12 protein-coding genes and 1 pseudogene are annotated in these 15,243 nt (G+C 38.1%); 11 read left to right on the top strand and 2 right to left on the bottom strand.

Annotation, left to right across the window (positions count from 1 at the left end):
* Window position 1: 1 nt before the first annotated feature.
* Both ACWPWK_RS00915 and dmsA read right to left on the bottom strand, forming a co-directional pair.
* A complete protein-coding gene (locus ACWPWK_RS00915; protein WP_023582154.1) occupies window positions 2-619 on the bottom strand; it encodes a DMSO/selenate family reductase complex B subunit in 618 nt (205 codons plus the stop codon).
* 11 nt (window positions 620-630) lie between these two features.
* A pseudogene (dmsA, locus tag ACWPWK_RS00910) lies at window positions 631-3,069 on the bottom strand (dimethylsulfoxide reductase subunit A).
* Window positions 3,070-3,724: 655 nt separating this feature from the next.
* Between dmsA and ACWPWK_RS00905 the strand changes: the two are divergent.
* From ACWPWK_RS00905 to ACWPWK_RS00855, 11 genes are all read left to right on the top strand, one after another.
* On the top strand, window positions 3,725-5,095 hold the full coding sequence (locus ACWPWK_RS00905) for a sucrose-specific PTS transporter subunit IIBC (RefSeq protein WP_102086687.1): 1,371 nt from the start codon (window positions 3,725-3,727) through the stop codon (window positions 5,093-5,095).
* A complete protein-coding gene (locus tag ACWPWK_RS00900; protein WP_109372302.1) occupies window positions 5,096-6,502 on the top strand; it encodes a sucrose-6-phosphate hydrolase in 1,407 nt (468 codons plus the stop codon).
* Between the two features lie 63 nt (window positions 6,503-6,565).
* On the top strand, window positions 6,566-7,576 hold the full coding sequence (locus ACWPWK_RS00895) for a substrate-binding domain-containing protein (protein ID WP_109372303.1): 1,011 nt from the start codon (window positions 6,566-6,568) through the stop codon (window positions 7,574-7,576).
* An 82-nt stretch (window positions 7,577-7,658) separates the two neighbouring features.
* Window positions 7,659-8,513: an AraC family transcriptional regulator gene (locus ACWPWK_RS00890; protein WP_109372304.1), complete on the top strand. Its 855-nt coding sequence runs from the start codon at window positions 7,659-7,661 to the stop codon at window positions 8,511-8,513.
* A 98-nt stretch (window positions 8,514-8,611) separates the two neighbouring features.
* Complete coding sequence (locus ACWPWK_RS00885; protein ID WP_244185013.1) at window positions 8,612-9,325, top strand: AzlC family ABC transporter permease; 714 nt, start codon at window positions 8,612-8,614, stop codon at window positions 9,323-9,325.
* The gene (locus tag ACWPWK_RS00880; protein WP_075673103.1) at window positions 9,322-9,636 is read left to right on the top strand and encodes an AzlD domain-containing protein; all 315 of its coding nucleotides are present in this window, start codon (window positions 9,322-9,324) and stop codon (window positions 9,634-9,636) included. The genes ACWPWK_RS00885 and ACWPWK_RS00880 overlap by 4 nt, the downstream gene beginning before the upstream one ends.
* 313 nt (window positions 9,637-9,949) lie before the next feature.
* Window positions 9,950-11,194 (top strand): PfkB family carbohydrate kinase, encoded by a 1,245-nt coding sequence (locus ACWPWK_RS00875; RefSeq protein ID WP_109372305.1) that lies wholly within the window; start codon window positions 9,950-9,952, stop codon window positions 11,192-11,194.
* The gene (locus ACWPWK_RS00870) at window positions 11,194-12,138 is read left to right on the top strand and encodes a tripartite tricarboxylate transporter substrate binding protein (protein ID WP_102086691.1); all 945 of its coding nucleotides are present in this window, start codon (window positions 11,194-11,196) and stop codon (window positions 12,136-12,138) included. Before ACWPWK_RS00875 ends, ACWPWK_RS00870 begins: the two co-directional genes overlap by 1 nt.
* 31 nt (window positions 12,139-12,169) lie before the next feature.
* Window positions 12,170-12,604 carry a tripartite tricarboxylate transporter TctB family protein gene (locus ACWPWK_RS00865; protein ID WP_109372306.1) on the top strand — a complete coding sequence of 145 codons (435 nt, stop codon included), beginning with the start codon at window positions 12,170-12,172 and terminating at the stop codon, window positions 12,602-12,604.
* An 18-nt stretch (window positions 12,605-12,622) separates the two neighbouring features.
* Window positions 12,623-14,113, top strand: a complete 1,491-nt coding sequence (locus ACWPWK_RS00860) for a tripartite tricarboxylate transporter permease (RefSeq protein WP_109372307.1) — start codon at window positions 12,623-12,625, stop codon at window positions 14,111-14,113.
* 134 nt (window positions 14,114-14,247) lie between these two features.
* Entirely contained in the window at window positions 14,248-15,243 is a 996-nt protein-coding gene (locus ACWPWK_RS00855) for a dihydroxyacetone kinase subunit DhaK (protein ID WP_109372308.1), read from the top strand.

Below are 15,243 nucleotides of genomic sequence, written 5' to 3'. Positions count from 1 at the left end.
CTTACACCTCCTCTGGGTTTGCCAGATGACCAGTGGTATCACCCACAGGACGGCTATTGGCATTTAATTTAAGGACAATATTTGGTTTGGTGTATTTTGCTGAAGGAAGTGGTGCAATTTCAGCTAAATCACCATATTTAGCGCGTAACTCTTCAATAGGTGCCATATCTAATGCACGCAGTGGACAAGATTCGACACAAATAGGTTTTTTGCCTTCAGCTACACGTTCATAGCAACCATCACATTTGGTCATATGACCTTTGACTTCATCAAATTGCGGTGCGCCGTAAGGGCAAGCCATATGACAATAACGACAACCGATACAAATATCTTCATTAACAACAACAAAGCCGTCTTCACGTTTATGCATCGCGCCACTTGGGCAAACTTTGGCACAAGCTGGATCGTCACAGTGGTTACACGAAATAGATAGGTAATAAGCAAACACGTTTTGTGTATAAACGCCATCTTGTTCAGTCCAATCACCACCCGCATATTCATAAATACGGCGGAAATTCACTTCAGGGGATAAATTTTTAAAATCCTTGCACGCCAGTTCACAGGTTTTGCAGCCGGTGCAACGACTTGAATCAATATAAAAACCATATTGCGTTGACATAACCAGACTCCTTACGCCTTGACGACTTCAACAAGATTACTGTGAGAAGGATTACCCTTAGCGAGAGGTGAAGGGCGTTGTGTCGTTAACACGTTAATACTACCTGCGTGATCAATTCGATTACTGTCTGGGTTATACCAAGCACCTTCGCTTAAGCCGACCACGCCCGGTAAAATACGAGGTGTGACTTTCGCATTGATCCGAACTTCACCACGATCGTTATAAATACGCACTAAATCACCGTGTTTGATACCGCGTTTAGTAGCATCAACAGGGTTGATCCATATTTCTTGAGGGCAAGCTGCCTTTAAGACATCAACGTTGCCATACGTTGAGTGGGTGCGTGATTTATAGTGGAATCCTGTCATTTGTAATGGATATTTTTCCATTGCTGGATCGCCATAGCTTTCAAAGCCAGCAGAGTAGATAGGCAGTGGATCAATTACATCGTCAGACGCGAGTTCCTATGTTGCTTTAATGTCGGCAAGTTGGGAAGAATAAATCTCAATTTTACCTGATGGCGTTGTTAATGGGTTGTTTTCAGGATCTTCACGGAATTTGCGATAAGCAACGTGATGACCTTCAGGATCGCGTTTTTTGAAGATACCTTGAGCACGGAATTCTTCAAAAGTCGGCAGTTCAGGTAAGTTTTGACGAGATTGCTCATAAAGGTGACGTAGCCACTCTTCTTGTGTTCGGTTTTCAGTGAATTTTTCACCCACACCCATGCGTTTTGCAATTTCGCTTGTCATTTCATAGATATTACGGCTTTCAAAGCGAGGTTTGATTGCCTGATCAGCGAAAATGACATAAGCCATATTACCTGCTGATGCATCCATACAGAAATCCATTTGTTCTGATGCTGTGCAATCAGGAAGTAGAATGTCGGCATATTTAGCAGATGCTGTCATATGGTTATCGATCACCACAATCATTTCGCATTTTTTATCGTCTTGCAAAATGTCATGAGTACGATTGATTTCAGAATGTTGGTTTACTAAGCAGTTGCCCGCGTAGTTCCATACCATTTTGATTGGTACATCAAGTTTGTCTTTACCACGAACACCGTCACGGGTTGCCGTCATTTCTGGACCACGTAAAATGGCATCCGTCCACATAAACATAGAAATGCTGGTGGTAACAGGGTTAGTAAAGGTTGGCATACGAACAAAAGGAATACTGTAAGAGCCTTCACGAGCGCCAGTATTACCGCCGTTAATTCCCACATTACCCGTTAAAATAGAGAGCATTGCGATAGCACGAGAAGCAAGCTCACCGTTAGAACGACGTTGAGGACCCCAGCCTTGTGTAATATAAGCAGGTTTTGCTGTTGCGATTTCACGGGCTAATTTAACAATGCGTGAAGCAGGAATACCAGTGATCTGCGCCGCCCACTCAGGCGTTTTTGGCTGACCATCTGCACCATTACCTAAAATATAGGCTTTATAGTGGCCATTTTTTGGCGCACCCTCTGGCATAGTGGTTTCATCGTAACCAACACAATATTTATCTAAGAAAGGCTTATCAACTAAGTCTTCTTTGATCATGACGTAGGCTAATGCATTAACTAATGCAGCATCTGTTCCCGGACGAATTGGGATCCATTCATCTTCACGACCAGCACCCGTATCGGTATAGCGTGGATCGATGATAATCATTCGTGCATCAGATTTTTCACGAGCTTGTTCAACGTAATAGGTGACACCGCCACCACTCATACGGGTTTCACCTGGATTATTACCGAACATCACGACAAGTTTAGTGTTTTCAATATCTGAAGGGCTATTACCATCTGCCCAACCACCATAAGTATAATTTAAGCCCGCTGCGATTTGCGCCGTACTATAGTCACCATAATGATTCAGATAACCGCCACAACAATTCATTAAACGTGCAATTAATGTTGCACCTGGTGGCCAAGACTTCGTCATGGTGCCACCTAATGTTCCTGTGCCGTAGTTTAGATAAATAGATTCATTACCATAATCTTTGATTAAACGTTTCATGGTATCTGAAATAGTATCAAACGCTTCATCCCATGAAATACGTTCAAATTTACCTTCACCACGTTTACCTACACGTTTCATTGGATAACGTAAACGGTCTGGGTTGTAAACACGGCGACGCATAGAACGACCACGTAAACAGGCACGAACTTGATGTAATTCTTCGTAGACATCATTGCCTGTGTTGTCGGTTTCAACGTATTTAATTTCACCATCAACCACATGCATACGTAATGGGCAACGACTACCGCAGTTTACAGTACATGCGCTCCACACGACTTTTTCGCTATTAGTTGTTGGTTTTGTTTCCGAGGCAATGGCTTGATGAAAGGGGAGTGATAATCCACCTGCGGTTATCGCTAAACCACCCGCTGCACCTGTTTTTACAAAACGACGGCGAGATAAGGGAGTGGAAAGTAACGCCATCTCTTTGATGTTTTTCATACATTACTCACTTGATTATTAAAATTTTAAGAAAAAACAGCAGCTAATAAGCTTATAAAGAAATAATTATTGTTATTGTTGTTAAAAAATAAGCACTTTAACGTAGGCAATAAAACCCAACTGTTAATGTGGATACTACGTATTTCCTGAAAGTTGTAGTTGCTTTACATCAAAGAAAAGTGATTTATTACAAGCGTTACAAGTTTTTAAGGTTATCTTAAGTTTTTGTATTGGTTATATTTAATCATTTGATTAACAACCATTATATAAATAAATATATAACGATTAATTAAGTGTTTGGATGTTATCAGTAACATTTATTAAGCCTGCTTACTTGTTTATATCTATATGATTTTGTTAATTCAATGGTCATTTTTATTCATACTTAATTATCTAATAACCAATTAACCTATTTAGCTAAACAAAAATTAAAATCAGTTTAGCTTTTCGTTGTTTTTAATTATTTAAAAGAGTCAAAATGTGATTAATAAACGTGCTTTTTTGTAATTAAGATCACAATTAAGAGACCTTTACCTGAGTTTTTATTGCTATCTTGAATTGATTTTTATTTAATCCAATTAGCTAGCTAAACCGGTTTAGTTTTCAATTAAACTAAATACTCGCTACATAAATAAAAAAGAATGAAGAGGCTATGATGAATATTGAAAAAGTTGCTCACCAGCTTGTACCTTTATTAGGTGGTGCTGAAAATATCGCAAGTGCAGCACATTGCGCTACGCGCTTAAGACTTGTTCTTGTTGATGACTCAAAAGCAGATAAAGAGGCAATAAATAAATTAGAGGGTGTAAAAGGGTGTTTTAGTAACGCTGGGCAAATTCAGGTCATTTTCGGCACAGGGTTAGTTAATAAAGTACATGCTGCATTTATTGCTGCCGCAGGTATTGGTGAATCTAGTAAATCTGAGGCTGCAAATATTGCAGCTAAAAAGCTCAATCCATTTCAACGAATAGCTAGACTGCTTTCTAATATATTTGTCCCTATTATTCCTGCCATTGTAGCGTCAGGCTTATTAATGGGATTGCTGGGATTAATGAAAACTAACCAGTGGGTAAGTCCCGATAATGCACTCTATATCATGCTTGATATGTGTAGCTCCGCGGCTTTTATTATTTTGCCCATTCTTATTGGTTTTACTGCCGCAAAAGAATTTGGCGGAAATCCTTATCTTGGCGCGACATTAGGCGGAATTTTAACGCATCCAGCCTTAACTAACGCGTGGGGGGTTGCGGCTGGATTTAATACCATGAATTTTTTTGGGTTAGAAGTCGCCATGATTGGCTATCAAGGAACTGTTTTCCCAGTATTACTGGCTGTTTGGTTTATGAGTGTACTGGAAAAACAATTACGTAAAGTTGTTCCTAATGCACTTGATTTAATTATCACGCCATTTTTAACCGTTATTATTTCAGGCTTTGTTGCATTATTAGTGATTGGACCTGTCGGTCGTCTTTTAGGTGATGGTATTTCATTAATACTAAGTACGTTAATTACGCAGGCAGGTTGGATTGCAGGGCTTATTTTTGGTGGTCTTTATTCTGTTATTGTTATTACAGGAATACACCATAGTTTCCATGCAGTAGAAGCTGGATTATTAGGGAATCCGAATATTGGCGTAAATTTCTTATTACCTATTTGGGCGATGGCTAATATTGCACAAGGAGGAGCCTGTATTGCTGTTTGGTTTAAAACCAACGATGCGAAAATTAAAGCCATTACGATCCCATCGGGTTTCTCCGCGATGTTAGGTATTACAGAGGCGGCAATTTTCGGGATTAATTTGCGTTATGGCAAACCTTTTATTGCTGCACTAATTGGAGGTGCTGCTGGAGGCGCTTGGGTTGTTGGCTCTCACGTTTATATGACCGCGGTTGGTCTTACCGCTATTCCGGGTATTGCGATTGTACAAGCGGGTTCAATTATTAATTATGTTATTGGTTTAGTGATCGCATTCTTAACAGCTTTTGTTCTTTCTCTTTTACTGAAATATAAAGTGGAGTCTGCATAAATGACAAAAAGCGAAGGATTATCTGCAATTTTACAAGCGGTTATGCGTAATAGCGCTAAAGCTGCAAAAGATAAATACTATCCGCGTTGGCATTTAGCGCCAATAACTGGGTTATTAAATGATCCCAATGGGTTTTGTTTTGATGGTAAGTATTATCATCTTTTCTATCAGTGGGATCCTTTGTCTTGTGAGCATAAAAATAAATGTTGGGGGCATTGGCGTTCAAAGGATCTTATCACTTGGCAACATCAGCCCATCGCTTTACTTCCTGATGAGTTTTATGACAAAGACGGTTGCTATTCTGGCAGTGCAGTGATCCACCAAGGGCAATTAACACTCTGCTATACCGGAAATGTAAAATTTGATGATGGCTCCCGCACTGCATGGCAGTGTTTAGCAGTTGAAAATCAGCGGGGTGGTTTTGATAAGTTAGGGCCTGTTTTAGGGCTTCCTGAAGGTTATAGCGGACATGTTCGTGATCCTAAAATTTGGCAACACAACGATAAATGGTACATGGTATTAGGGGCGCAAACGTTAGATAAACAGGGTAAGGTTTTACTCTATCGTGCATCTCACTTATATCAATGGCAATTAATAGGCGAGTTAGCAGGAAGTCATTTAGGTGGATTAGATGATGCGGGTTATATGTGGGAATGCCCTGATCTTTTTGAACTTAGTGGACACTTTATTTTATTAACCTGTCCTCAAGGAATAAAAAAAGAGCAATATCGATTTTTAAATTCGCACTCTAGTGCTTATTTAATGGGCAGTTTTGATTATTCAACATTGCAGTTTCAACATGGTGATTTAATCGAACTTGATGCAGGTTTTGAGTTTTATGCGCCTCAAACCACACAAGTTAATGGTAGGCGTTTATTATTTGGTTGGATGGGGGTTCCTGATGGAGAGGAAATGTATCAACCGACCATTGCTAATGGCTGGATACATCAAATGACCTGTCCTCGTGAATTACAAATAAGAGAAGGGCAACTTTATCAGCAACCCGTAAAAGAATTACAGCAACTCAGACAAAATGTACAATATTGGCAAGGCATTGCAGATGATGCGCCTGAAATTAACGGGTTTTGTGTTGAATTAGAGGTGGAACTAATAGACTCTCTCTTAATTCAATTCTCTGATTCACTTGAATTAACCATTGAGAATAATCAAGCAATATTAAAACGTCGTAGTGTTAAAAATGGTGAATGGCAATCACGTTTCTGGTCTGGTGATATAAAACATCTTCAAATATTATGTGACAGTTCGAGCGTGGAAATTTTCTTTAATCATGGTTTGGGTGTGATGAGTAGTCGTTTTTTTCCTTCAGCAAAAAAGATCATTAATTTCTCGGGTAAAAACACAATAAAGCTAACAACTTGGCAATTAAATGATGCATTGTTTAGTTAAATAAGATTAGATAAACAATAAATTAATTTAAATTTAGTAAATGCAGCCTTAAGTAAAATAACAGTGAAAAAACAAAAGCGTACGACTATTACAGATATTGCAAAACTAGCAGGCGTATCAAAAACAACAGCTAGTTTGGTATTGAATGGCCGAGGTAAAGAGATGCGTGTTGCTGATGACACCATTGCACGTATTACCTCTATTGCCCAAAAATATCAGTATCAACCTAACATTCATGCTCGCTCTTTACGTGATAATCGCAGTTATGCATTGGGATTGGTTATTCCTGATATTACTAACTACGGATTTGCTTCAGTGGCTTATGAGCTAGAAATATTATGTAGAGAAGCGGGTATTCAGCTACTTATTTCCTGTACGGATGAAAATGCGGCTCAAGAGACTCTCGCAATAGAACATTTGTTATCACGACAAATCGATGGTTTGATTGTGGCTTCTTGTTTACAAAATGATTTTGAATATCAGCGCTTAAGTAAACAAATTCCCGTTGTGTTATTTGACCGTTATTTTGACGGTACAACATTACCTTTTGTTGTCACAGATTCAACTACCACGACACAACAACTTATTGCAGAGATTGCTTCAACAAATGGCATTGATGAATTTTACTTTTTAGGTGGACAATCAACGATTTCACCTACAAAAGATCGCCTTTTAGGTTTTACGCAAGGGCTTTCTCAAGCCAAGATTAATTTAAAAACAGAGTGGATCATTCACGGGCACTATCATCCAAGTTCAGGCTATGAAATGTTCGGCTCTTTATGTGCGTCTTTAGGTCGGCCACCTAAGTTTGTTTTTACTTCAGCCTGCGGTTTGCTGGAGGGGGTATTACGGTATTTAAGCCAAAATAAAATCATGCAAGATGATGTTTATTTAGCTGGTTTTGATGATCACTATCTTTATGATTCATTATCGATACCAATAGATACTATTGCACAAAATAATCCTGAATTAGCCTCACACTGCTTTCGACTCATTATGGAATTAATTAACCAAGCAAATTTAGAAACTCACCAAATTTTTGTTCCAGCAAAAATTCATCAGCGACATGAGTAAGATTGAGCAATTTCATGCAATCATCAGTATAGTGTTTATGATACAAGCTGATGATTTTTACTGTTGATGGGATCAATATTCGATGCGACAAGAGCAGGCTAAACTTATTCACCTTCCTGAGCTTAATAGCCTTGCTTATCTGCAAGCTGAATATTTGCATCAGACTTTTTCACGTCATACCCATGAGGGCTTCTGTATTGGTGTGATTGATGATGGCGCACAACAGTTTTATCGCACAGGAAGAGAACATATCGCCCCCAAAGGCGATATCATCATTGTTAATGCCGATGAAATTCACACAGGCTCCTCTGCGGTTGAATCAGGTTGGGCTTATCAAGCTATTTATCCCACGCCAGAATACCTGCAAACATTAACGCGTGATCTACAACAAGAGCAGGGTGCAACGCCTTGGTTTCCTGATGCCGTTATTCACGATCCTGGTTTAAGCCAGCAACTTTTATTGCTTTTTTCATTACTGGAACAACCCAATAATTATCTTTTAAAAGAGTCGCTATTACTTTCGACAATGGCAATGTTGATTTTGCGTTATAGCAAAAAAAGAACTCAAGAAAAACCATTAAGCGCTATAGGGCAACGGTTACAGTGGGTGAGTGAATTAATGAATGATACACCTGAAAATGAATTTTCACTTAATACCTTAGCAGAGATGGTAAATTTAAGCCCTTGGCATTTTCTACGCCAATTTAAAAAAGAGATTGGTATGACTCCTCATGCTTGGCTTATTCAAGCCCGTATTCGTAAAGCAAGACAGTTACTCTCTTTAGGCCACACACTTACCGATGTAACACAACGTTGTGGTTTTTCAGATCAAAGCCATTTCCATCGTCATTTTAAAAATGCCATTGGTGTTACACCAGGTAATTATTTAAAAGGGCTCCGATTATCTTCCTCTTTAAAGTCCCCTTTGTTGTCGTAAAAAACAAACAAAATAGCAATTTTATACAATCCTATTTACTTTTACGGACTGATAATCATTCTCTATAGAATTAATGTATTAGAAGTGAAGACAGGTAAATGGAAAAAATCAAAAATAATAATGAAGATAGGCAAGTAATGCGTGCTTTTGGCCTTGGTGCTTTGCATGTTTTGCCTTTATGCCTTGCGGTTATTCCTTGGGGAATATTAGCGGGATCAATGGCCGTTGATGCAGGATTAACCTTTGCACAAAGTGTCGGAATGTCTGCAATTATATTTGCAGGGGCGGCGCAATTGGTGACATTAGGATTAGTGGCTTCTGGTGCGGGAATGCTGACCATTATTTTTTCTGTCTTTTTTATTACAGCTCAGCATCTTTTATACGGACTAACCTTACGTTCTCATGTTGCCCATTTAAAATGGTATCAACGTATTACAATAGGTTTTTTATTAACGGATGAACTTTTTGCTGTTTCAGCACAACCTAAAGTAAAACTCACACCCGCTTATATGATAGGTGCGGGATTATGTTTTTATTTAGCGTGGGTTGCCGTTAGTATTGTTGGCATTATTATGGCAAGCCAAGTTTCTGATTTATCTCGTTATCATCTTGATTTTTCTATTGTTGCCACGTTATTGGCAATTGTTATTCCGTTAATAAAAACATTTAGTACATTAGTAGGTGTTATTGTCTCTTTTTGCCTATCTATTATTTTCAGCTGGTTGAATATAGAAGGTGGCGTAGTGATTGGTGGATTAACAGGCATGTTTATTGCTGTTTGTGTTGCTAGAGCCAGAGGAGAACAAAAATGACATGGTCGTTATTATTAATTTTGGCACTCGTCATTTTTATGCTGCGTTATTTCTTTCTTGAACCGGCGATCCCCGTCAAATTACCGTCTGTGATCAGACAGGCATTAGGATATTCTGCACCTTGTTTATTAACTGCAATTTGTGCACCCATTGTGCTGTTAGAAAAAGGTGAATTTAAAGGTATTCTAGATAATCCTTATCTTTGGGGAACCTTATTATGTGTAGGATTAGCGCTTAAAATACGTAATACCTTAGTGGTCGTATTGCTGACATTAGTGGGCTTTTATCTGCTTAATGCCTTGTTAAACTAAATACCAAGGTGATTTTATTTAACATGATATTTACATTTTAAAACTATCACACCTGTAATAATCTAAGTTATTATTTTATCAGCCGTTCTTGAACGGCTGATTCTACCTCTCTTTTCTAAATCTCCATTCATTATTCGACTCGTTTCACCTCTCATTTTTAACGTATGCCAATTGATGTTGTGTTAAAAAAATGTGATCTAAATTGCTTTGATTTGGTTTTGCTTCTGTTTTTGGTTTTTTGTTTTGAATACCATCGCAGAATCACTGACCTAATCTCCTTATTCTCGTTATCAATGATACGGAGGCACTTTATATGTTTTCAGAAGAACGGCGACAGGAAATTTACACCATCATCAGAGAACAAAAGAAAGTTAAAGTGGCTCAACTTGCGGAAAAATTCAGTGTCACATTGGAAACTATTCGCAGTGATTTGAAATACCTCGAAGGAGAAGGGTTGATCAAACGTTGTCATGGTGGCGCCATACTAGGGAAACAAGAAATTAAAAAAATAAGTAAATTTAGTGATAGTTTTGATATTTCATGTTTATTGCACGATTTATTAATCGTGAGAGAACGTAAAGATAGAAAGCCAGAAGGCAAAGTCTGTGTGCTTGGGTCATTTGTGGTAGATATTATTGCCAATGTCGATTCTTTTCCAAAAGTCGGAGAGTTAATTAACTCTAAAAGCAATTCGATAGGCCCTGGTGGTAAAGGAACAAATCAGGCAATGGCCGCCAGTTTTTCTGATGCGAAAGTGCATTTGATAACGAAAGTTGGTGAAGATCATTTTAGTAAATATGCATATAAATATTTACAAGAAAGTGGAATTGATTCTTTTACTATTTTTCAAACAGAAATAGAGCCGACAGGCAGTTCAATTAGTTATTTAGCAGATAAAACACAAAACAATATTACAGCGACTTATTTAGGAGCGAACAATACATTCTCTGAGCAAGAGATTGATATTTCTTTGCCTTATGTAAGTGAGGCAGATGTGTTATTGCTCCAAGGTGAAATTAATATAGAAGCCAATATTAAAGCAGCGATGTTTGCAAAGTCTGTTAATAAAATTATCGTGCTTAATGTTGCACCTTATAGCGAAGATTTAAAACAACTTTATGCCACTCTTGATTTTATTACGTTAAATGCAAATCAGGCATCACACTGGGCTGACATTGAAATAAACGATATTAATGACGCCACACAAGCGATTAACGTTATTTCAGGTGATGAAAATAAGAAAGTCATTATCTATATGGATGAGCTTGGTGTGGTCTATTTTGACGGACGCGCCACTTTTCATATTCCCCCTATGCCATCGTTACGAGTGGATACGATGGCAGCCACGGATGCTTTTAATGGCGCATTTGCTTCAAAAATAGCGGCAGGAGGCACAATGCATGAGAGTGTATTATTTGCCAGTGCTTTCCTCTCTGCATTTATAGAACAAAAAGGCGTAACAGCAATGCCTGTACTTTCTCAAGTTCAGGCTCGCCTTAAATCAAGGCTCGAAGATATTCGACCACAAATAATCTGCAATGAGAAAAGGTGCATATAATGAAAAAAACACTTCTGGCATTTACCCTATGCAGTTCCATTTTTACACTTCCTGCTTTTGCTCAATATCCAGAAAAGCCGATTACTATTATTGTTCCTTGGGCTGCTGGCGGTAATACTGATACTGTTGCACGCCTAGCGGCTAAAGGGTTACAAGAAGAATTAGGCGTGACCGTTAATGTGGTAAATAAAACTGGAGGTAGTGGTGTTGTAGGTCATGATGCCATTAAAAATGCAAAACCCGATGGTTACACATTAGGTATTGCAACGGTTGAAATTACCATGATGCATCATCAAGGCATGACAAATTTAACTTACCAAGATTACACACCGATTACACGTCTTGCCGTTATTTATGGTGGATTACAGGTTGGGAAATCTTCACCATTTAAAAATGCACAGGAAATTATTGATTACGCAAAAGCAAATCCGGGTAAATTAAAAGCATCTGGCAGTGGTTTAAATTCAATCTGGCATCTCAATACTATTGGTATGTTGCGTGCCGCAGGATTGCCTGATAACGCCATTCGCTTTATCCCATCTCAAGGTGCAAGTGCTGCATTACAAGAGCTTGCTTCTGGTGGTGTTGATATTGTGACCTCTTCATTAGGTGAGGCGGATAGTATGGTAAAAGCAGGATTAGTAAAGCACATGGCAATTATGTCAAATGAGAAATCGGCTTTTTATCCTGATGTACCATTATTTAAAGAAGCCACACCTTATAACTGGGATTTACAAGCATGGAATATGCTAGTTGCGCCAAAAGGGTTAGATAAAGAAGTGCAAGATAAACTCACGGCTGCAATGAAAAAAGTGTATGCATCTGGTGAATTAGCCGAGTTTGCAAATAAACAAGGATTTGAAGTGATCGAGCTATATGGAGATGATGCCACTCAATTTATGGCTAATGAAGATAAAAAGTTTGGTGAAATTATAAAGAAATAACTGAGGAAACGGCTGAACAACAGCCGTTTTTATGCCTATGCTAAATCGTCATATTCTATCGCTAATATTTTGCTGCTTTGGTTTATTTCTTATTGTTTATAGTGCGTATTCATTAGGTGATTTTAGTGAATATGGCGCCGCTTTTATGCCTTCTATTATTGGCGGCGGCATGATTATATTTTCATTAATAGATATATTTTCACGTAATCAAGAAAGTGATATTCCATTAATTTCATGGCGTGAAATAAAATTCGTTTTATTAATTATTGGTATTATTCTTTTTTATGTTTTTGCATCAGATTATCTAGGTTTTATTTTAACGGGGTTAATTATTACAGCACCGTTAATGATGAAATATGCAACAACAAAACCGATATACAGTTTTATTATTTCAGCCAGTGTGGTGTTAGGTGTGTATTACTTATTTACCGCTGTACTGTTAGTACCGCTACCTCAGCTATTTTAATAAATAGAGAACAACAGTATGGATATATTAATTAGCGCACTTGCTTATATTGATTACACAACAATACTTGTCGTTATTGGTGCTTGTTTATTTGGCTTATTCGTTGGTGCCATTCCCGGATTAACATCAACAATGGCTATCGCATTAATGGTACCATTTACTTTTTTTCTTGATCCGATTCCTGCATTAGCCTTAATGATTTCTGTCGGCGCGTCTTCTATATTTGCGGGTGATATTCCAGGTGCTTTATTAAATATCCCGGGTACGCCTGCATCAGCGGCTTATACCAATGATGCACACAGCTTAGTTAAAGAAGGTAAAACCAACCGCGTATTAGGTATGTCGTTAACAAGCTCTGTGATTGGTGGCGTTATTGGTACAATTATATTGGCGTCAACAGCGCCAGTTTTAGCTGAGTTTGCTTTAAAATTTAGTTCTTATGAATATATGTGGCTGTCTTTAATTGGGCTTAGCTGTGCAACTATTGTTTCAGGTTCACATATTAGAAAAAGCTTATTAGCACTGTTCTTTGGTATTGCATTATCCACCATTGGTTATGATGAATTTACAGGGCAAGCACGCTTTACTTTCGGTGAAGTCTCTTTAATGCAAGGTGTAAGTTTTATTCCAGCAATGATAGGATTATTTGCAATTTCTGGTGCAATTAAATATTACGTTGAGCGTTGGAAAGAAAAGCAAATCACGCTAAGTGAAGTGAATGCTGAAAATAACTCTTACAATATTTTTAAAGGGGTTGGCGGTGTTGTTCGCCAGCGTAAAGGCGGCATTTTTCGTAGCGGAATAATAGGAACATTAATTGGAGCTTTACCTGGTGCGGGTGCCGATATTGCGGCATGGATCTCTTATGCCGTTTCAAAGAAACTCTCTAAAAACCCAGAAAAATATGGTCATGGTTCTGAAGAAGGTATTGTTGATGCTTCAGCAAGTAATAATGCAAGTTTAGCGGGAAGTTGGATCCCATCTTTAGTATTTGGCATTCCGGGCGATTCAGCTGCTGCAATTATTATCGGTGTCTTGTATATGAAAGATATGCAACCGGGACCAACACTGTTTTTATTCAACCCTGATAAATTGTATGCTGTCTTTATTATTTTCTTTATTGCTAATTTAATTTTATTACCGATTGCTTTTATTGTTGTCAATTTATTGAAGAAGATTGTTGCTATTGATAATGCAATTATTTATCCAGCAATTATCTTATTTAGTCTCGTAGGCTCTTACGCAATTACTAATACGATGTCTTCTATTGTTGTTATGTTAGTAATGGGTGTTATCGGCTATTTCCTTCAAGAACGAAAATTCCCAATATCACCCATTATTTTGGGCATGATCTTAGGGCCCATGTTAGAAAAGAATTTACTTTCATCATTAATGAAGTCAGATGGTGATTTTATTAATTTTATTAATAGACCTATTTCGATGGTATTAGCCAGTGTGTTTTTATTCATTGTTATTATGCAAGTTAGAGGTGCGTTTAAAGCTAAATAAAGTCTCGTTTATTTATAAAAAATTATTTAAATAGAGATGCTTTTTAAGTATCAGGGAAAACTCATCTTAAATAAACGAAATGTTTTTTTAAGATGATAAAAATCAGCAGATAAATAAAAATATCGGGTGATCACATGAAAAAAATATTAAATAAGCCAGAAAATTATGTCGATGAAACATTAGCGGGCTTATGCCTTGCTCATGGTGATATTTATCGTCAACCACAGCCAAGATTGATTACTCGTTCGAAAAAAGCAAATAAGCCCAAAGTGGGTATTGTAACGGGTGGCGGATCGGGTCACTTACCTGTATTTACAGGGTATGTCGGTGAGGGCTTATTAGATGCAGCCGCCGTAGGTGATGTTTTTGCTTCACCTTCAGCTGATTTAATGGCAGATGCCATTCGTGAAGCAAACAGTGGCTTAGGTGTATTGTTACTTTATGGCAATTATGGTGGCGATATCATGAATTTTGATATGGCGACTGAAACTGTCGATTTTGAAGATGATATTCGTTGTACAACCGTTTTAGCTGCTGACGATGTGGCTTCAGCAAAACCAGAAGAAGCGCACAAACGCCGTGGTGTTGCTGGAATGATCTATGGTTTTAAAATGGCGGGCGCCAAAGCCGAAGAAGGAGCAACACTTGATGAAGTCACGCGTGTTGCTCAAAAAACCATGGAAAATACTCGAACCATTGGTTGTGCGCTGACATCTTGTACCTTACCCGCAGTAGGACATCCTACTTTTGAAATTGGCGAAGATGAAATGGAAATGGGGATGGGTATTCACGGTGAACCGGGAATTTGGCGTGATAAATTACGCAACGCAGATGATATTGCACAAGAGATGTTTGAGCGCTTACAGACAGAATTATCATTAAAAACAGGAGATAAAGTCTCTGTATTAGTTAACTCTTTAGGCGCAACACCATTAGAAGAGCTTTATATTCTATACAACAAAATTACACAGCTGATTGATAAAACGGGTGCAACAATTGTACATCCGTTAGTCGGACGCTATGCCACATCCATGGAAATGACTGGTGCAAGTTTAACATTGTGTAAATTGGATGATGAGCTAGAAGCTTTGATGAATGCACCAGCTCATTGTGCATTCTGGAGGGTATAG

It is taken from the genome of Proteus sp. Marseille-Q3619, from assembly GCF_965283115.1.
This window is presented reverse-complemented; position numbering and strand designations above follow the sequence as displayed.